General features: G+C 60.4%; 19 protein-coding genes and 2 tRNA genes. 20 read left to right on the top strand and 1 reads right to left on the bottom strand.

The annotated features are described in order from the left end of the window. Positions 1-81 precede the first annotated feature (81 nt). The 14 genes from rpmE (at position 82) to ACTQ48_RS01040 (ending at position 16,136) form a co-directional block, all read left to right on the top strand. Entirely contained in the window at positions 82-507 is a 426-nt protein-coding gene (gene rpmE / locus ACTQ48_RS00975; protein ID WP_154516018.1) for a 50S ribosomal protein L31, read from the top strand. Positions 508-698: 191 nt separating this feature from the next. Next, positions 699-1,802: a hypothetical protein gene (locus ACTQ48_RS00980; protein ID WP_441569890.1), complete on the top strand. Its 1,104-nt coding sequence runs from the start codon at positions 699-701 to the stop codon at positions 1,800-1,802. After that, complete coding sequence (locus ACTQ48_RS00985; RefSeq protein ID WP_427794657.1) at positions 1,789-2,061, top strand: hypothetical protein; 273 nt, start codon at positions 1,789-1,791, stop codon at positions 2,059-2,061. The genes ACTQ48_RS00980 and ACTQ48_RS00985 overlap by 14 nt, the downstream gene beginning before the upstream one ends. A gap of 158 nt (positions 2,062-2,219) precedes the next feature. Further along, positions 2,220-5,027: a preprotein translocase subunit SecA gene (secA, locus tag ACTQ48_RS00990; protein ID WP_154516012.1), complete on the top strand. Its 2,808-nt coding sequence runs from the start codon at positions 2,220-2,222 to the stop codon at positions 5,025-5,027. Continuing rightward, complete coding sequence (prfB, locus tag ACTQ48_RS00995; RefSeq protein WP_441569891.1) at positions 5,027-6,175, top strand: peptide chain release factor 2; 1,149 nt, start codon at positions 5,027-5,029, stop codon at positions 6,173-6,175. Before secA ends, prfB begins: the two co-directional genes overlap by 1 nt. Before the next feature lie 163 nt (positions 6,176-6,338). Further along, positions 6,339-7,229, top strand: a complete 891-nt coding sequence (locus ACTQ48_RS01000; protein WP_427717738.1) for a YitT family protein — start codon at positions 6,339-6,341, stop codon at positions 7,227-7,229. A 207-nt stretch (positions 7,230-7,436) separates the two neighbouring features. Beyond that, a complete protein-coding gene (locus ACTQ48_RS01005; RefSeq protein WP_154516003.1) occupies positions 7,437-8,267 on the top strand; it encodes a transketolase in 831 nt (276 codons plus the stop codon). A 1-nt stretch (position 8,268) separates the two neighbouring features. Continuing rightward, positions 8,269-9,210 carry a transketolase family protein gene (locus ACTQ48_RS01010; RefSeq protein ID WP_441014998.1) on the top strand — a complete coding sequence of 314 codons (942 nt, stop codon included), beginning with the start codon at positions 8,269-8,271 and terminating at the stop codon, positions 9,208-9,210. A gap of 449 nt (positions 9,211-9,659) precedes the next feature. Then, on the top strand, positions 9,660-10,877 hold the full coding sequence (gene ftsE, locus ACTQ48_RS01015) for a cell division ATP-binding protein FtsE (RefSeq protein WP_441054830.1): 1,218 nt from the start codon (positions 9,660-9,662) through the stop codon (positions 10,875-10,877). Further along, entirely contained in the window at positions 10,864-11,784 is a 921-nt protein-coding gene (gene ftsX / locus ACTQ48_RS01020) for a permease-like cell division protein FtsX (protein ID WP_154515997.1), read from the top strand. Before ftsE ends, ftsX begins: the two co-directional genes overlap by 14 nt. A 267-nt stretch (positions 11,785-12,051) precedes the next feature. Then, positions 12,052-14,187, top strand: coding sequence for a ribonuclease R family protein (locus tag ACTQ48_RS01025; RefSeq protein WP_441569892.1), 2,136 nt, complete (start codon positions 12,052-12,054; stop codon positions 14,185-14,187). Positions 14,188-14,361: 174 nt separating this feature from the next. Beyond that, complete coding sequence (locus ACTQ48_RS01030) at positions 14,362-14,967, top strand: recombinase family protein (RefSeq protein ID WP_427717749.1); 606 nt, start codon at positions 14,362-14,364, stop codon at positions 14,965-14,967. 120 nt (positions 14,968-15,087) lie between these two features. Further along, positions 15,088-15,654: a VanZ family protein gene (locus tag ACTQ48_RS01035; RefSeq protein ID WP_441063542.1), complete on the top strand. Its 567-nt coding sequence runs from the start codon at positions 15,088-15,090 to the stop codon at positions 15,652-15,654. Between the two features lie 116 nt (positions 15,655-15,770). After that, positions 15,771-16,136, top strand: coding sequence for an arsenate reductase family protein (locus ACTQ48_RS01040; protein WP_441560095.1), 366 nt, complete (start codon positions 15,771-15,773; stop codon positions 16,134-16,136). A gap of 212 nt (positions 16,137-16,348) precedes the next feature. On the opposite strand, the gene ACTQ48_RS01045 is transcribed toward ACTQ48_RS01040, so the two are convergent. Beyond that, complete coding sequence (locus tag ACTQ48_RS01045; protein ID WP_441569893.1) at positions 16,349-16,612, bottom strand: hypothetical protein; 264 nt, start codon at positions 16,610-16,612, stop codon at positions 16,349-16,351. Positions 16,613-16,870: 258 nt separating this feature from the next. Between ACTQ48_RS01045 and ACTQ48_RS01050 the strand changes: the two genes are divergently transcribed. From ACTQ48_RS01050 to ACTQ48_RS01075, 6 genes are all read left to right on the top strand, one after another. Continuing rightward, a tRNA-Gln gene (locus ACTQ48_RS01050) sits at positions 16,871-16,944 on the top strand. A 17-nt stretch (positions 16,945-16,961) separates the two neighbouring features. Beyond that, positions 16,962-17,038: transfer RNA gene (locus ACTQ48_RS01055), tRNA-Glu, on the top strand. Between the two features lie 95 nt (positions 17,039-17,133). Continuing rightward, the gene (locus tag ACTQ48_RS01060; protein WP_441569894.1) at positions 17,134-18,051 is read left to right on the top strand and encodes a hypothetical protein; all 918 of its coding nucleotides are present in this window, start codon (positions 17,134-17,136) and stop codon (positions 18,049-18,051) included. Beyond that, entirely contained in the window at positions 18,041-18,511 is a 471-nt protein-coding gene (gene smpB, locus ACTQ48_RS01065) for an SsrA-binding protein SmpB (RefSeq protein ID WP_006235325.1), read from the top strand. Before ACTQ48_RS01060 ends, smpB begins: the two co-directional genes overlap by 11 nt. Positions 18,512-18,743: 232 nt before the next feature. After that, a complete protein-coding gene (locus tag ACTQ48_RS01070; RefSeq protein ID WP_427717758.1) occupies positions 18,744-19,247 on the top strand; it encodes a flavin reductase family protein in 504 nt (167 codons plus the stop codon). Positions 19,248-19,336: 89 nt separating this feature from the next. Further along, a complete protein-coding gene (locus ACTQ48_RS01075) occupies positions 19,337-19,480 on the top strand; it encodes a rubredoxin-like domain-containing protein (protein WP_035137395.1) in 144 nt (47 codons plus the stop codon). Positions 19,481-19,525 lie beyond the last annotated feature (45 nt).

The raw sequence follows: 19,525 nt of genomic DNA on the forward strand, positions 1-19,525 counted from the left end.
CGAGTTTGTTGTCTTGGTCGGAAACCAAGACGCCTTATGCGCTGATCGGTAACCAGCGCCTGACCAATAAGGAGTCCTACCATGAAGCAGGGTATCCATCCCCAGTATGTCGAGTGCACGGTGACGTGCTCCTGCGGCAACACCTTCAAGACGCACGCTACCGTGTCCGAGATGAGGGTCGAGCTTTGCAACGAGTGCCACCCGTTCTACACCGGCCAGCAGAAGTTCGTCGACACCGGTGGACGCGTCCAGCGCTTCGCCGACAAGTTCGGTGGCGCCGCTGCCGCCCAGCTCAAGAAGGCCGAGGAGGCCAAGGCTGCCAAGGCCGCCAAGGCTGCTGAGGCCGAGGCCGCTCGCAAGGCCGCCGCTGAGGCTAAGGCTGCCGAGAAGGCCAAGCGTGCCGCTAAGTTTGCCGAGGAGGCTGCCAAGCAGGCCGCCGAGGCTCCCGCAGAGGCTCCCGTCGAGGAGGCCGCTGCCGAGGCCGAGACCACCGAGGCTGCTGAGTAAATAGCTCGCCGAGGAATCGCTCGCATTCATGGCAAAAGGGCCGTGCATCCAATTGGGTGCACGGCCCTTTTCTTATCGACGCAAAGCAGCACGTCCTCTTTGCACCGAACGGTGGGGATTTTTCGTTTGCCCAGATAAAACCTGCCAAAATAAACCTGTCCCTTTTTGGCAGGTAACCGATAGGAGGCTACGTGGACACATCGACGTCCTTGGGCAATCGCGAGCTCGCGGTGGCAAAGAAGCGTGCGCTCGATGCTGCCTATTTTAGGAAGGGTATCGCTGTCGCGGCGCTTTCGAGCTGCATGTATGCGCTGTACACGGCCTTTGTTACCGCCGGTCAGCTCTTTGGCGTTTGGGCCGGTTGGTTCGATGCATTTGCTCCCTCCGGCCTTTTGGCGGTATTCATCTTGCCCACAATCGCCTCGGGCGTCAATGACGTGCTGAGTGCCGTCTGGGCCACGTTTTTCACTGCCGGTCAGGGCAAACTCGCCGACCTAGGCCGCTGCATCGCCTCAAAGCCCGGCGTCATCGTTATCGCCGCCGCCTTCATTGGCGGGCCCATCGCTTCTGCCGCCTACGTTATCGCGCTTTCGCAGGCAGGCACGCTTGCCGTGCCCATCGCCGCGCTCAACCCCGCGATCGGTGCGGTGCTCGCCCGCGTGCTCTACCGACAGCCGCTTAGCCCCCGCGTCGTCACCGGCATCGTTGTCTGCGTGGTCGCCGGCGCCATGATCGGTAGCGCCGGCCTGAGCGGGCAGGCATCTTTCGGCATGGCGCTTGGCCTGGGCCTGGCGCTGTTAGCCGCCCTGTGCTGGGGCGTCGAGGGATGCGTGGGCGGCCGCGCCACCTGCATGATCGATCCTCAGATCGCCATCAACATCCGTCAGCTTGTCTCGGGCGTCGGCAACCTGTGCTTGGTACTGCCGGCCCTAACCTTGGCATGCGGAGAGCCCCTTGGTCAGAGTTACGTCCTTGTCGCCCAAGCGCTCACCGACAAATCCTCCGTCGTGTTTTTCGCCTGCTCCGGTTTTGCCGCCTACTTTTCGTTTATGAGCTGGTATCGCGCCAACTCCATGTGCGGCACGGCGCTGGGCATGGCCATCAACGGCACCTATACCTTTACAGCGCCGCTGTTTACGTGGATTATCGTCGGCCTGGTCTTGGGCTTTGACGGCTACGCGCTTCCGTCCGTCGCATGGGTGGCGGCCGCCGTCAACCTCGTCGGCATTTGCCTGATTGCCGTGAATCCCCTCGACATGGTTAAAAAGGACGGTGATCGGGATGCTTCCGCTTAACTATGCCATGCTCGATTATTTTGTTTGCCATGACGAGGCTTGCGTCGACGATGTGATGGCCGATCTCGCGGCCGAGTACGCATCGTTTGCCGCCTTTGCAAGGCCGCGCATGCAGGAGGCGCTCATGACCGCGCACAAGAATGGCCTGATTGACGAGGCGCGCTTTGATTTGAATGCCGAAGGCGAGCTTCGCGTCTACTATCGGGCGAGCGCCGAGCAGCGCAAAGTTATCGGCGCCTATCTGGGCCGTAGCCACTAAAAATAAAACGTCCCTTTTTGGCAGGTCGGTCGTAGTTATTACGTGGGGGATGAGGTCGAGCGTATAGCGTGCGTCCCGTTTGGCTAAAGTACAACTATCTGTGTTTAACTCGCCCAGTGCAGTGCGCTACGGGCGATGGCCAAAAAAAGGAAAACCACATGGGATTCATGTCAAAGCTGCTGTCCTTTGGATCCGATAAGGACCTTAAGCGCTACTACAAGATCGTTGACCAGATCAACGGGCTTGAGCCTCAGTTTGAGAAGATGACCGAGGAGGAGCTTCGCGGCCAGACCGATAAGTTCCGCGAGCGTTATGCTAACGGCGAGTCGCTTGACGACATGCTCCCCGAGGCCTTTGCCACCGTGCGCGAGGCTTCAAAGCGCATCACGGGCATGCGTCACTTTGACGTACAGCTCATCGGCGCCATGGCGCTGCACGAGGGTCATATCGCCGAGATGAAGACCGGCGAAGGCAAGACGCTCGTCTCCACCCTGGCCGGCTATCTTAACGCCATCGCCGGCAAGGGCGTGCATGTCGTTACCGTCAACGACTACCTGGCAAAGCGCGACTCCGAGTGGATGGGCCGCATCTACAAGTATTTGGGCATGACCGTCGGCCTGCTGCAGAACAACATGCCGCTCGAGCTTAAGCGCCCGGCCTACCAGGCCGATGTCACCTACGGCACCAACTCCGAGTTTGGCTTTGACTACCTGCGCGACAACATGGTCACCCGCCCCGAGCAGCGCGTCCAGCGCGGCCACAGCTATGCCATCGTCGACGAGGTCGACTCCATCCTGATCGACGAGGCCAGGACCCCGCTGATCATCTCGGGCGCCGGCACCAAGTCGGCCAGCACTTACAAGGACTTCGCGCGCGCCGTGCGCGGGCTGGAGCGCGGCGAGGACGTGTCGCACGACATGCTCACCGCCACCGAGGACGTGGAGCCCACGGGCGACTACGTCATGGACGAGGCCAAGCACACCATTGCCGCCACCGAGCGCGGCCTCAAGAAGATCGAGCGCCGCCTGGGTATCGAGGACATCTACGCCGACCTTTCGGGCCAGCTGGTCAACCACCTGCAGCAGGCGTTGAAGGCCCAATACATGTTCCACCGCGACAAGCAGTACGTCGTTACCAACGGCGAGGTCAAGATTGTCGATGAGTTCACCGGCCGCATCATGGAGGGCCGTCGCTACTCCGAGGGCTTGCACCAGGCTATCGAGGCCAAAGAGGGCGTGCTCGTGCGCGAGGAGAACCAGACCCTTGCCACCATCACCCTGCAGAATTACTTCCGTCTGTATGACAAGCTTTCCGGCATGACCGGTACGGCGCTTACCGAGGACGCCGAGTTCCGCGAGATCTACAAGCTGCCCGTCGAGGTCATTCCCTCCAACAAGCCCGTGCAGCGTGTCGATCACGAGGACCTGGTCTACCGCACCATCCAGGCCAAGTACAACGCCGTTGCCAATGATGTCGAGCAGCGTCACGCCAAGGGCCAGCCGGTCCTGGTGGGCACCGTCTCCATCGAAAGCTCCGAGAAGCTGTCGGCCGCCCTTACCAAGCGCGGCATCGCGCACGAGGTCCTCAACGCTAAGCACCACGAGCGCGAGGCTCATATCGTTGCCCAGGCCGGACGCTACGGCGCCGTGACCATCGCTACTAACATGGCCGGTCGTGGTACCGACATCCTGCTGGGCGGCAACCCCGACGAGCTGGTGCGCGAGCGCCTTGAGTACGAGGGCCTGACCATGGAGGACGTGACGCCCGAGCAGCTCGAGCAGTTTAACGCCGAGGCCAAGGAGACCTGCAAGGCCGAGCGCGAGCGCGTGCTTGCCGCCGGCGGTCTGACCGTCATCGGCACCGAACGCCATGAGTCCCGCCGTATCGACAACCAGCTGCGTGGCCGTTCTGGCCGTCAGGGCGATCCGGGCGAGACCCAGTTCTACCTGTCGCTCGAGGACGATCTGATGCGCCTGTTCGGTGGCGACAAGATGGACCGCGTCTCCAAGATGATGGTCACGGCAGAAATGGGCGACGACATGCCCATCCAGCACAAGATCATCTCCAAGGCCGTCGAGAGCGCCCAGCACAAGGTCGAGAGCATCAACTTCTCCATGCGCAAGAGCGTTCTTGAGTACGACGACGTGATGAACAAACAGCGCCAGGTTATCTACGCCGAGCGCAACAAGATTCTGGACGGTAAGGACCTGACCGACCACATCACCGAGGTCATGCACGACACCGTGTACCGCTGCGTGCAGGAGTTTTGCACTAAGGACAGCCACGACGGCGAGCGTGACCTCGATGGCCTGCGCAAGTGGGTCGTGGAGCTGACCGGCCATATCGATACGCCCAAGTTCCCCGACGAGGATTACGAGGCCCTTGCTGCCGATGTCCTAGCCTACGTCGAGAAGTGCTACAACATGAAGGCCGAGCGCCTGGGCGAGGACCTCATGCGCGAGCTCAACACCCAGGTCATGCTGCGCGTCATCGATACCCGCTGGATGAACTACCTGCAGGAGATGGACTACCTCAAGACCGGTATCGGCCTGCGCGGCTTTGGTCAGCGCGACCCGCTGGTCGAGTACAAGACTGAGGCCTATGGTGCCTTCCAGATGCTCGTTGACACCATGTACGAGGATTACCTGCGCACCGTCCTGCGCATCGAGATCAAGGCCGCCCCGCAGGCTGTGGAGCGCAAGGAGGACCCCGCGCTCGAGGGTGCGCGCTTCTCCGGCCCCGCCGACGTCGATGGCGACAACGGCAACTCGGTCCTGCGCAAGGAGGCACGGGCACAGGCTCGCACGGCCGTCCAGGGTGGACCGGCAGCTGTCAACAACGGCGCTAAGGTGACCACCTACCGCAAGTCCGAGAGCGACGACCCGTATGTCAACGTGGGTCGCAACGAACCGTGCCCTTGCGGCAGCGGCAAGAAGTTCAAGTACTGCCACGGCAGGAATCGTTAATGGCCGAGGCTTTAGAGGTAACGCCCGCCGAGCTGGACGCGTTTGCGGACCGGCTCGGCGAGGTTGAGTCGTATCTTCATTTGGACGAGAAGCGCACCCACGTGACCGAGCTTGAGGCCAAGAGCGTCGCTCCCGGCTTTTGGGACGACGCCGATGCCGCTCGCGCCACGATGGAAGAGATTGCGCGCGCCAAGGAGGATATCGCCGCCGTGGATACCGCGCGCGGCGAGCTCTCCGATGCCCGCGCGGCGCTGGAACTTGCCGAGGAAATGGGCGATGACCCCGATGCCGCTGCACTGCGTGAGGAGGCTGCCGCCACGGCTGATCGTCTGTCGCGCGCCATCGATGAGCTCGAACTTTCGAGCTGGTTTACCGGCGAGTTCGATCACGGTGACGCGATTGTGACCATCAAGCCCGGACAGGGCGGCTTGGAGGCGCAGGACTGGACCTTCATGCTCTTTAAGATGTACATGAAGTACTGCCAGCGCCGCGGCTGGAAGGTCACCATCAACGATTGCCCCGCTGCCGAGGTCATTGGCATTGATCGCGCGACCTTTACCGTTGAGGGCAAGGATGCCTTCGGTATGCTTCGTGCCGAGACCGGCGTTCACCGTTTGGTGCGCATTAGCCCCACCGATGACAAGAAGCGTCGACAGACTACGTTTGCCGGCGTCGAGGTCATTCCGGTGCTGCCCGACGATATCGATATCGAGATCAACCCCGACGATATCCGCGTCGACGTGTACCACGCAAGCGGCCCGGGCGGCCAGGGCGTCAACACTACCGACTCCGCCGTGCGCGTGACGCATTTTCCCAGCGGCATTGTAGTGACCTGCCAAAATGAGCGCAGCCAGATTCAGAACAAGGCCGCGTGTATGCAGATTCTCAAGGCCCGCCTGTACGAGATTGAGCTCGAGAAGCGCGCCGAGGCGCTCGACGAGATCCGCGGTCCCAAGACCACGATTGGCTTTGGCAACCAGATCCGCAGCTACGTGCTCTATCCGTATCAGATGGTCAAGGACCTGCGCTCGGGCGTGGAGACCAGCAACGTCGACGCCGTTCTCGACGATGGCGACTTGGATCCGTTTGTGATCGGCTACCATCGCTGGGCTACCGGCAATGCTGATGCGGAGTCTCCGTCCGCTTAAGCCCCGGGTGAGTCTCGGACCGACACTAAACTCTGACCAGGGCGGTTTTATATCCAGAGCAAACCCGCCGCGGGGTGGCTTTTGCTCGGCGAATCGGTAGAATCGAACACGGTAAGAAGTTCAAAGCGCACCCAAGGGGGTGCGCTTTTTTGAGGGAGGTAGCATGGCATATCGTCTGGATATCAAGCGCATTCTTTCAATGAACTTCTTCCACGATCTGCCCCAGATCATGCTTGGGTGCGCTTTGGCGGCCATCGCGACCGACCTGTTTTTGATTCCCAACGGTCTTGCCGCCGGTGGCGTTACGGGCCTTGCGACTATTATCCAGGCGGTCGGTGCCGCGCGGGGCGTGTCGCTGCCCGTCGGTATCCAAACCATCGTGATGAATGCCTTGCTGTTGCTGGTCGTAATGCGCGAGGGCGGCATGTTCTATGTGGTACAGACGGCGACAGGCTTTGTGCTACTGGGCTTCTTTACCGACCTGTTTGCCCCGTTTGTAGCGCCTCTGGCAGATGCGGACCTGATGCTTCCCGCTATGTGGGGCGGCATTATCACGGGCATTGGTTACGGCATGGTGTTACGCGCCGGCGCCAACACCGGCGGCTCCGACACCATCGGCCAGATTATCTCGCGTAATACCTCGCTGCCGGTGGGTTCGACCGTCATGGCGATCGATGTCGCCGTATGCGCGGCATCGGCCCCCGTCTTCTCTCTGGAGAACGCGCTGTATGCAGGGCTTTCGATGGTAATTAGCGGCTATGTGATCGACGCTGTGGTCGATGGCGGCAACAAGCGCCGTATGGTGCTCATCATCTCGGAGAATTTCCCCGATATCGCGGCCGATATCATGTATGGCCTGGGTCGCGGCTGCACTAAATTTAAGGCGACCGGCATGTATTCGGGCGCTGAGAAGCCGGTGATTATGGTGATCGTTAGCCGCCGCGAGCTCAATACACTCAAGACCATCGTGCGCGAGCGCGATCCTCAAGCTATCGTGACGGTCGCCGACGTTACGGAAGCCTTCGGTGAGGGGTTCAAGGACATTAACGCGTAGGGTAGACTGCGCTCCATCCAAAAGACGTTCACATTGATAAACCGATTCATCAGCGGGTCTGCCAGCTAAATTATTCAAATAATGATAAAAACTCTGGTAAAGCCTTCAGTTTCCAGCATAATGAATGGCGCACGTGCATTGCGGCTGGGTTGGGATTACCTTCTGCGCCGTGCGCATCTTGTCTAAAGAGGATGAAAGGAAGGCACAATGAGCGACGAAGAGCTCAAAAAGGTTGCCAACGAGGTAAGGAAGGGCATCGTCACCGGCGTGCACGCTGCCAAGTCCGGCCATCCGGGCGGTTCGCTCGGCTCTGCCGACATCATGACTTATCTGTACTTTGAGGAAATGAATGTCGACCCGGCCGATCCTCGCAAGGCCGACCGCGACCGCTTTGTGCTCTCCAAGGGCCATTGCGCTCCGGGTCTGTACGCCGTGCTCGCCGAGCGCGGATTCTTCCCCAAGGAGGACCTCGAGACGCTGCGCCATATCGGCAGCCACCTGCAGGGCCACCCCAACATGAACGACACCCCGGGCGTCGACATGTCCACCGGCTCGCTGGGCCAGGGCATCTCCGCCGCCGTGGGCATGGCCGTCGCCGCCAAGCACTGGGGCGATACTTACCGCACGTACGCCCTGCTGGGCGACGGCGAGAGCGAGGAGGGCCAGGTCTGGGAGGCCGCCATGTTTGCCGGCAATCAGCAGCTCGACAACCTCTGCGTGATCGTTGACCACAACGGCCTGCAGATTGACGGTCCCGTCGAGGAGGTCAACGATCCCATGCCGCTCGCCGACAAGTTCCGCGCCTTTAAGTTCCACGTGGTGGAGCTCGCCGACGGCAACGACTTCGGTCAGATTCGCGCCGCCTTTGCCGAGGCTCGCGCCACCAAGGGTCAGCCTACCGCCATTATCGCCGAGACCATGAAGGGCAAGGGCGTTTCCTTTATGGAGAACCAGGTTGGTTGGCACGGCAAGGCCCCCAACGATGAACAGTTTGAGCAGGCCATGGCAGAGCTCACGGCCGCCGGAGAGGAGCTCTAGGATGGCAGACGTCAAGAAAATCGCCACGCGTGTAAGCTACGGCGAGGCCCTCGTTGAGCTCGCTGCCGAGCACGACGACTTTGTGGTCCTCGACGCCGACCTGGCTGCCGCCACGCAGACCGGTAAGTTTAAGGCCGCCTGCCCCGACCGCTTCTTTGACGTGGGCATTGCCGAGAGCAACCTGATGGGTGTCGCCGCCGGTATCGCGACCACCGGTCGTACTGCCTTCGCGAGCACCTTTGCCATGTTTGCCGCCGGCCGCGCTTTTGAGCAGGTCCGTAACTCCATCGGCTATCCGCACCTCAACGTCAAGATCGGCGCCACGCACGCCGGTATTTCGGTGGGCGAGGACGGTGCCACGCACCAGTGCTGCGAGGATATCGCCCTTATGCGTGTTATCCCTGGCATGACCGTGATTGTCCCGGCCGACGACGTGGAGGCCCGCGCCGTGGTCCGCGCCGCCTACGAGTGCGACGGCCCCGTGTACATGCGCTTTGCCCGTTTGGCCTCGCCGGTCATCAACGACCCCGAGACCTACAAGTTCGAGCCGGGCCGCGGCATCGTCATGCGTGAGGGCGCCGATGTGACCATCATCGCCTGCGGCCTGATGGTTGGCGAGGCTCTCGAGGCTGCCGAGCAGCTCGCTGCCGAGGGCATCGACGCCGAGGTCATCAACATGCACACCATTAAGCCCATCGACGCCGATCTGATCGTCAAGAGCGCCGCCAAGACCGGCCACGTCGTGACCGTCGAGGAGCACTCCGTGATCGGTGGCCTGGGCAGCGCCGTTGCCGACGTGCTCTGCGAGCAGTGCCCGACGCCGCTCAAGAAGATTGGCGTCAACGACACCTTTGGCGAGTCCGGCCCGGGCGCCGAGCTCCTGCACAAGTACGGCCTGGATGCCGCCAACATCGTGGCAACCACCAAGGAGTTCTTGGCCTAGGGCAAGACGAGGCAAAGTATCGCTTCAGCAACCGTATGCAAGCCAGAACAGGGGCGCCCCCAAAGAGGGCGCCCCTGTTTTTTCGGCAACAAACAAATCGGGCCCGCACCAAGCAAGGGCTTCCTCCGGGAAGCGGGCCCAGGCCAGCAAAGTGCAACTCAGCCCTTCCAACTTTGTATACGCAGCACCCCAAGAAAAACGCGGCGACTCCTTAGTAGCCGCAGGCCGCGCACAGGGCTACCTCCCAAATCTTTCCGCAGGACGGAGGAGTCCCCGCAGCGCGAAGCGCGCAGCGGGGACTCCGACATATCCGAGGACGATTTGGGAGGTAGCCCTGTGCGCGGCCGGTGAGACCAAAACCCTGCCATGCTTCTTATGTGCAGCGAAGCTAATGCTGCTAAAATACAAAGCGCTCATGTAGTTTAAACGCACGATGATAAGGAGCACCAGTGGGTAACCACTTCCGTACCTCCGGTGCGGGCGATGAGGCCCCCAAGACACGGCAAGGTGTCCCGGGCACACGTTTCGCCACTCCGGATTCAGAGGGCCAGCATATTGCCCAGGCCCCCGCACAGCCGGCAGATCAGGCACGGCCGGCATCCGATCCCTTTGCCTACAATCCCACCAGCGATGCCGAGCTTTCTGCCGCTGCGGGCTTTGAGCCCGTCCAAAAGGTGACTGCTCGCGTGAACCAGCCTCAGACGTCAGCCGAGCCTCAGCCGACCATGGCGGGCATTCCCGATCCCATGGTTCCTGCTACGCCCGCGCCGCAGCCGGCGCAGTCCGGCCTCTTTGCCGGCATTCCCGATCCTACGCAGCCCGCTGCGCCCATGGTCGAGAATGATCAGGCTGCCGAGGTCGCAAGTCTTGACAATGCGCTCAACAACCCCGATTTTACGTCGGTGTTCGCGCCTATCGATCCGCAGGCAAGTCGCAAGAAGATGGCCAAGCAGGCCGGTGTCGAGCCCGTCATTCTGATGGAGCATGTCACCAAGATCTACCCGGCACAGCCCAACAAGCCCGCACTCGACGACATCAACATCGAGATCTATCCGGGTGAGTTCGTCTTCTTGGTCGGTCATTCCGGATCGGGTAAGACCACGCTGCTTTCCACGCTCAACCGTGATGTCAGGCCTACGAGCGGTCGCATTTTGGTCGCCGGTCAGGATCTCATGAAAATCAAGAACCGCAAGGTTCCCTTCCTGCGCCGCCAGATTGGCGCCGTGTTCCAGGACTTTAAGCTTCTGCCGCAAAAGACCGCCTATGAAAACGTGGCGTTTGCCCTGCAGTGCATAGGCAAGCCCAAGGGCGTCATTCGCAGCCAGGTGCCCGAGGTACTGCGTCTGGTCGGCTTGGCCGATCAGATGGACTCGCTGCCCGATCAGCTTTCCGGCGGCGAGCAACAGCGCGTGGCCGTCGCCCGCGCCATGGTCAACCGTCCGCCGCTGCTGATTTGCGACGAGCCAACGGGCAACCTCGACCCGGCAATTTCGCTCGGCATCATGAAGCTGCTCGAGCGCATTAACCGCACCGGCACGACCGTGATCGTGGCTACCCACGATCGCGAGATGGTCGATAGTATGCATCGTCGCGTGATCGCCCTCGAGGGCGGCCACGTAATCCGCGACCAGGAGAGGGGAGGTTACGGCAACTATGGCACCAACTAACGTGGGCTATTCGCTCAAAGAGGCAATGAGCCACTTCTTCCGTAACTGGACCACCTCGCTCGGCGCCGTCATCACGATTTTTCTTTCGCTGTTTATCATCGGCCTGTTCATCATGGGTTCCGCGATGCTGAACTCCGTGATCGGCACCGTTGAGGACCAGGTTGTTATCAACGCGTTTATTAGCGATGACGCCGACCAGGCCGACGTCCAGGCTTTCGAGAGTGAGCTCAAGACGTGGAACAACGTTAAGTCCGTGACCTATAAGGACAAGGACGACGCGCTGGCCGAGTACACGAGCAAGATGTCGGGTAACGCCGACGCCACTCTGAGCGCACTTGACGGCCAGAATCCGCTGCCTGCTTCGTTCGCGATCGAGATGGACGATCCGTCCCAGGTCGAGAGCACGGCCAAGAAGCTCAAGAAGAACTCCGATTTCCAGAAGATCGCGGATGACGGTGACGTCGATGCGAGCGTTCTGTACGGTCAGGAGGAAGTGAGCCGCCTGTTCCAGGTGACGAACTACATCCGCATCGCTGCCGTTGTGCTTGTTGGTTTGCTGACGTTTATCGCGTTCATCTTTATCAACAACACGATTCGCCTGTCGATTACGGCTCGCCGCCGCGAGATTGCTATCATGCGCCTGGTGGGCGCCAGCAATGGCTTTATTCGCGGTCCGTTTATCACCGAGGGCGTGCTGCAGGCCGTTTTGGGCTCGCTGCTTTCCATCGGTGTTTTGGAGCTGCTTCGCAACCTGTTGGTTCCGCGTCTTCAGGAGAGCATTGGCTGGATGTCGTTTGCGCTGCCGATGCAATACTACCTGGTGACGTATGCCGCACTGATCCTGGTCGGCGTGATCATCGGTCTCTTTGGTTCCGCCATTGCCATGCGTCGCTACCTGCGCGTGTAGACACAGCTGGAATTAGTATTGCTAACGGGCCGTCCCGCTCTGGGGCGGCCCGTTTTTTGATCCCGTGCGACGGAGGAAAAGGACTCACCGGCAGTTCGGCTTGTCTCGATAATTCGATTTTCTCCGTCACATAGGGATCATGACGCGAGGTGCGTGCCCTGTTGTTGATTGGGTAGACTCTTTGATGCGTGCGGTTTAGGCCTGCACGGTGTTTTGACATGATGCGGTTGCGCCTGCGGGCCCCGCAACAGATAGTAAGGAGGCGCCATGGGGCGCAATAACAAACATAAGCGTAGCGCTCGCAACAAGCGCGCGCCGGTGCGTAGCGAGCGGCGTCCCAGCCTGACGGGCCGCGTGCAGCTCCATGAGCATAGCGCCTATGTTGTCACCGATAATGGCGACTATAAGGTTATGGGTCGCGGCAAGCGCGAGATTATGGACGGCGACATCGTGGCCGTGAGCATTAAGACCGGACCGCGCGGCGATCGCCGTGCCGTGATCGAGGGCGTTGTCGAGCGCGCGGCCATAAGCGTGGTGGGCACGTATCAGACGGCAGGCCCGCTCGGTGTGATCGAGCCGCTTGATTCGCGTCTCAAGGCCGATTTCTTTATTTTGCCCGAGGATACTTCGGCGGAGCGTTTGGGCGTGCATCCGGGCGATGCAGTCGTCGCACGCATCTTGACCTATCCGACACGCTTGGAATCGGGCACCGTGACTCTTGAGCGCCGCATTGGCGGCGACGATGCACCCGACTTGGGCGTTCAATATGTCATGGCTCGTTACGGCTATACCGATAGTTATCCCGAGACCGCCCTTGCCGAGGCCGAGGAGCTATCGCTCGACGTGGCGACAGCTCTTAAGGACCCACTTCGCCGTGATCTGCGCGACCGTTTTATCATCACGATCGATCCGGTCGACGCGCGCGACTTTGACGACGCCATCTCGTTGGAGCGCACGACGCAGGGCGGCTACAAGCTGGGTGTCCATATCGCCGATGTATCGCATTATGTGGCCTGGGACGGACACATCGACCTAGAGGCTCGCCATCGCACGACGTCGGTGTACCTTGCCGATCGCGTGCTCCCCATGTTGCCCGAGCGCCTGTCGAATGACCTGTGTTCCTTGCGCCCCGACGAGGATCGCCTGGCGTTTACCGTCGACATCGAGCTCGATGCGCAGGGGCACGTCCGCCACTACGATCCGTATCCCAGTGTGATTCGCTCGCGCGTGCGCATGGACTATGACGGTGCCGAGGCATTGCTGGTGCGTGCCGGTGCGGTGGAGTACTCCGTGTTGGAAGGTGCTGCCGAGGATGTTGCTGCAGCCGAGGCGTCGCGCGAGGAGGCGCTTGAGCGCGGTTTGACTTGCGAAGAGACTGCCCGCGACTACGACGTGGATCTGAGCGATTTTCTAGTCGCTGCCAACGAGCTTGCCGAGCGACGCCGTCGCATTCGCCGTGCGCGCGGCTCGGTCGACTTTGACACGGCGGAGATTCGCGCTTTGCTGGACGAGGACGGCATTCCCGTGCAGATCGTGGCCCGCGAGCGCTCGTGTGCCACGTCGCTCATCGAGGAAGCTATGCTGCTTGCCAACGAGTGCGTTGCCGAGTGGCTGGCAGACCGCGATATTGAGGCATGCTATCGCGTGCATGAGGATCCCAGCCCCGACAGCTTGCACGGGGCCGCTGTGGCGCTGGCTCAGCTGGGTATCATTGACGATCGCCGCGCGGCCGGCATTGCCCTGGGAAGTCCCGATGATCTGCAGGCGGCGGTTGACGCTGCCGCTGGCACGGCAAATGCCCCGCTTGTCAACACGTTGCTATTGCGCAGTATGCAGCGCGCACTGTACAAGCCGCGCAACGAGGGCCACTTTGCGCTCGCCGCGCCGTGCTACTGCCACTTTACGAGCCCTATCCGACGCTATCCGGACCTTGTTGTCCATCGCGTGCTCAAATTGCAACTGGCGTATGAGCAGCTGGGCGGCAAGGATGCCTTGGCGCGCACGCCGCGGCTGATCGGCAGGGGTCGCGAGTCGCTGCCGCGCATCTTGCCGCAGATTTGCCGTGCATGCAGCGATGCCGAGCGTGCGGCCGACGCCGCCAGCCATGCGACGCAAAAGATCAAGATCGCCCAGTATTACGAGGATCGTCTGGGCGAGCGCTATGCCGGAACCATTTCGTGGGTCAGCAGCATGGGCCTCTTTGTGCGCCTCGACCTGACACAGGTCGAGGGCTTGGTCTCGATTAAGAGCTTGGGAAGCGAGTGGTTCGAGTTTGACGAGGACGCGCTCACGTTGACGGGTGCCGACACGGGGCGCCGTTTTGAGTTGGGGCAACGCGTGATCATCGAGGTCTCGCGCGTCAACACGACCCGCGGGCACTTGGATTTCAGGCTTATTCATTAGCCGGAATTTGGTGATTGATAGAGAACGGGGCGGTCTTTTGGGGCTGCCTTTTTCGTGGCGGTTCAATCGTCTTGCCGCTCGCGCGCTTGCGTCTTCCGCCTGCTATAGGGGAGATAAAACCTACCAAAATAAACCTGTCCCTTTTTGGGAGGTTTACGAGAGAGCGGGGATGAGATGACAACGGTGTACGGGTATGCGCGGGTGAGCTCGCGTGATCAAAATCTGAATCGGCAGCTGGATGCGCTGGGCGCCTATGGCGTGGAACCGGCGAATATCTTTGCCGACCATGCGAGTGGCAAGGACTTCGATCGACCGCGGTATCGCGAGCTGCTGTGCGCGTTGGATTCCGGCGATGTGCTGGTGGTACTTTCCATTGATCGGCTGGGCCGTAACTACAGCGAGATCCTCGAGGAATGGCGGTGCATAACCAAAGAGCTCGGCGCCGCCATCGTGGTGCTGGACATGCCATTGCTCGACACGCGCGCCAGAGACTGTGGTGGGTCGGACGTGACGAGTACGTTGATTGCCGATATTGTTTTGCAGCTGCTGAGCTATGTGGCGCAGGTGGAGCGCGAGAACATCCACCGGCGCCAAGCCGAGGGCATTGCGGCGGCGCGAGCGCGCGGCGTGCGCTTTGGCCGGCCCCGCAAGCCCTGTCCCCCGCAATTCGAGCTGGTACGCGATGCCTACGAGGCGGGTGATATCACGCGGAGTCAGGCGGCAAAGCGGCTAGGCGTGTGCGTGGGGACGTTCGATCGCTGGATGCGCGAGATGGAGTAGGGGCGCCACGGTCCTTTGGCGCCCCGATTCGAACATTTTGGATTTTGCTACGGCGACAACTGCATTTGGGGGTACACTCGCTGCTGCTCAAAAAATGACGGAGGTTAGCCCTTGGCGCGTGTGAAGCACATGGTCGGATGGATTTCGATTGTCCTGCTGGTCGTGACGCTGGCAAGTATTTGGATGCTGACGGAGCAAAACGTGGAGCAGACGTCGTCGCTCAGCGAGTCCACCGCGCGTGCGGTGGAAGGACGGGCCGCGGACGTGCGGCCCGACGCCACGCAGGAGTTCCAGGCGGGGGATGCCGTCGAGGGCACGGATTCAACGACTGCCACTGTTCATCCCGACCCGCTTGCGCCCGTTCGTCTGTGGATGGGTGCCAACATTCGTCGCGTCGCACATACCGTTGAGTTCTTCTTTGTAGGACTGTTTGCTTCGGCGACAGTGGCATGCCTGGGCGAGTGCCTGCCATGCGCGCGATTCCGGTACGTACTCGCTCTGCTCTTTTGCGCCGTCTGCTCTGTCGGTGACCAAGTGCACAAGATCTTTGTTCCTGGTCGTCATTTCGACATGATCGACCTGGGCTTCGATGCCGCGGGTTACGTTGTCGCCATGCTGTTGGTGCTGTTGGCCGCCGCGCTGGTTCAGCGCGCGACCTGTCCCATTGGCGCCCATGCGAGGCGCTAATCTCAAGATGGAAAATCGCGACCGCCTGTACGTCGGCGCTGGTTACAATATCGGCATTGGTCGCAGATGGCCATCGATGCGCTGTTTGCCAGACACTTGTCTTTTCTAAGAAGGGAATCCCCATGGCAGTGCTGTTTGTTGAATACCCCAAATGCTCGACGTGTAAAAAGGCCAAGGCCTGGTTGGACGAGCATGGGGTTGAGTACGTCGATCGCGATATTGTTACAGACAATCCTTCGGCTGAGGAACTTGCGACCTGGATTGCTCGTTCGGGGCTGCCGGTGCGACGCTTCTTTAACTCGTCGGGCATGAAATATCGAGAGCTTGGTCTGAAAGCGCGCCTGGATGCGGGTATGACGGACCAGGAATGCTGCGAGCTGCTGGCGACTGACGGCATGCTGGTTAAGCGCCCGCTGCTGGTGGGCGACGGCTTTGCGATCCCCGGCTTTAGGGAAGCGGCTTGGACCGAGGCGTTGCTGTAGCGACTTCGGAAAGTGCGTCCCATTTTGAGTGCTGATTCTGGGATGTGCTTTCCGGTTGAGGGCTCTATCGGACATGACGTCCCGTTTCGAGCGCTGATTCTGGGACACGGTTTCCGGTTGAGGGCTCGACGGGAAAGTGGGGACCAGTTTGAGCTTGAAATCTGGGATGCGCTTTCTTCCGGCGGGCCTACTCCAGGGCGGGCCTGCCCCAGTCAGTCCTTCAGCTGCGCCCATTCGTGTGGGTCGTAGATCTTTACGTGCTTGTCGGGCGTGTCGCTCCAGTACTCTTCGTCCATAAAGGGCAGGTATGCCTGAATGCCGGGGCAGATAAACGAAATTCGTTGCCGCTGCAGGCGCTCGCGCTGCCGCCGCTCCCGGTTCGTCTCGGATATGACGGTCGGCATGCCGGACAGCTCGACGAGGCTTGCCTGGATGCGCTTGAGGTCGGGGAGCGCCGCATGCCATGACGTCCGCATGATCAAAAGATACTTCGATTGTGTTGCCTGGTGCTATCGTTTTCGCGTTAGTATCTGCCAACGGTTGAGGACTACCGCTCGCGGCGTTTTGCCCTTCGCGTACAGCGGTCGGCATCACAGGTCCTTCACGGGTTGGACGAAATTAGGCCAATTTGACCGAATTTTAAAAAAGTCAAAATTGGGGCTTGCGTCACGGAGCGACTTCCCGTATATTTCTTTCTTGCGCAAAGGCACAGCCGAGCGCAGCGATGCAGTCATTGGGATGTCGTCTAATGGCAGGACAGCGGATTCTGGTTCCGTCAATGGGGGTTCGACTCCCTCCATCCCAGCCATTGCATTTGCTACATATGGCCCGTTCGTCTAGCGGTTTAGGACGCCGCCCTCTCAAGGCGGAGATCACCAGTTCGAATCTGGTACGGGCTACCACAAATTGAATGCCCGGGCCTCGCAAGAGACCCGGGTTTTGTGTATACACCGCATGTGTGGAATGAGCCGCGTTTCACCTGGACCGAGGAGTTGCCATGGACCTGCCCATCAGCCTACAAGACATTACGTATGCCGAGAATTACCTGGCGCAGGGAGACCTGGCCACGGCGACGCCGCTGCTGGAGCGTTTGGTGGAGCTCGCCGAGGAGTATATCGATGCCGAGTGTAAAACGGAGGAGAGCCGCCAGTACTTTAGCTTCGATAGCAAGTTTGAGCGCCTGGCCTACCGCCGCGTGGAAAAGGATCCACGCGAGCTGGTGCAGGTCGAGGTGCCGTTTGATCGCCTGTACTCCGACATGGCGTTTGCCTACATCCGTCAGCAGGATTATGTGAGCGCCCGCAATGCCTTGATGCAGGCCGTGCGCTGGGACCCCATGAACTGCAACTACCGACTGGATCTGGCCGAGCTGTTCCGTGCGCTCGAGGACAAGCAGGAGTGGGCTTCGCTTTCGTTTTCGGTGCTGGAGCGTGCGAGTGACGGCAGGTGCGCCGCCCGCGCCTACGCCAACTTGGGCCAGTACTTTTTGGAGCCCGAGACCGAGAACGTCTCGGCGGCCGTGGGTTGCGCACGTCTGGCGCTGCGCTTGGCCCCTGGCGATTCACATACGACGCGCTTGCTCAGCAAGATCCATGCCACCTATCCGGATGCCGCCGACGAGAGTGATGAGCATGTGATGGGCGAGCTGGCGTTGCAGGGCGTACCGACCTCGCCTTCGGCCGAGATTGCCATTTGTCTGATTATGTGTGCGACCGACGCTGCGGGCGACGGTGACAAGCAGGAGGCTACACGCCTGACGGTCCGTGCCCGCGACCTGGTGGGCGAGGAGGCATGCGCGGCGATCATTAAGCTGGTGCGCGAAAGCGATGCCGAGCTCAACGCCGAGCGCAAGGCCAAACGCGAGGCCGCGAGCGGGAAAGCCGATGACGCCGAGGAGGCCGGCGATGCCCAGTAAGCGCGAGCGCAAGCTCATCTCCAAGAATCGTTCGGCGCATCACGAATACTTTATCGACGAGACATTCGAATGCGGCATTGAGCTGAGCGGTACCGAGGTCAAGTCGATTCGCGAGCGCGCCTGTCAGATTACCGATACTTTTGCGCTGATTCGCGGCGGCGAGTGCTGGCTGGTGGGTTTGCACATCCATCCCTATAGTCACGGTGGTGTGTGGAACCGTGATCCCGATCGCCGGCGCCGTCTGCTGCTGCATCGCAAGGAGATTGATTTTCTTGACGGCAAACTACGCAACCGCGGCTATGCACTGGTGCCGCTCGAGCTCTACTTTAATACCGATGGTCGCGTTAAGCTGCTGTTGGGCCTGGGCCGTGGCAAAAAGCTCTACGACAAACGCGAGGACATGGCCAAACGTGACGTTCAGCGCGAAATCGATCGCGCGCTTAAGGAGCGTAATCGCTAAGGGTTGATATCCGGGCGGGCGGGGATGTTCATCCATCACTGTTGTCGTACTCCCGGTCTGCTCCTCGCAAGTTGCGGTGGAATAGTTCCTGTTTGTTGGGTATCCAGGCTTAAACAGGGACTTTTTCACCGCAACTGCGTGTGGCTCATTTTTCTTACCGTTCTGACACATATGTCTCATTGTGGGTATATACGTCTGCAAGGCTCAATTCCGAGTTAGGGGAGTGATCGTTTTGGATAAAACTGCGTTCTTTACGATGCCGTGCGGGCTGTATGTGGTGAGTGCCGCGGCAGATGGGTCGCGCGCCGGCTGCATTATCAACACCGCGGTGCAGGTGACGTCCACGCCGCCGCGCATTTCGGTTGCCGTGAACAAGGAAAATGTCACGTCTGGCGTTATCTCGTCTGCCAAGGCCTTTGCGCTGACCGTGATCGATCAGACGGCCGATATGCCCTACATTGGTAACTTTGGATTCCGTACCAGCAGCAACTATGACAAATTTGCCAAGTACGAGACGCGCGAGACCGCACTGGGCATGCCCTATGTTCCCGAGCATGCGGCGGCCTTGTTTAGCTGCCGTTTGATCGACACAGTGGATGTGGGCACGCATCTACTGTTTATCGGCGAGGTCGAGGATGCCGAGCGCCTGAGCGACGAGACGCCGCTCACCTACGATTACTACCATAAGGTCCTGAAGGGCAAGACGCCGCCCAAGGCGTCTTCGTACCAAGGGTAGAAATGCGGTAAAACCGCTTGCATTATATTATTAAGAATGTATACTAATAAGCAAAGTACACCAGCAGCCACGTTCGAGAGGAGAACATCATGGCCGAGGAAAAGAAGACGTACAAGTTCGTGTGCACCGTTTGCGGTTACGAGGTAGAGGTCGACACGCCCGAGCTGCCCGAGGATTACGTGTGCCCGGTGTGTGGCGTCGGTCCCGATCAGTTTGAGCTCGTCGAGGAGTAGCTCGTAGACACACGACTTGCAGCAACATATAGCTCTGTCCAAGGG

The organism is Collinsella sp. Sow4_E3 (assembly GCF_052116285.1).
Taxonomy (GTDB): domain Bacteria; phylum Actinomycetota; class Coriobacteriia; order Coriobacteriales; family Coriobacteriaceae; genus Collinsella.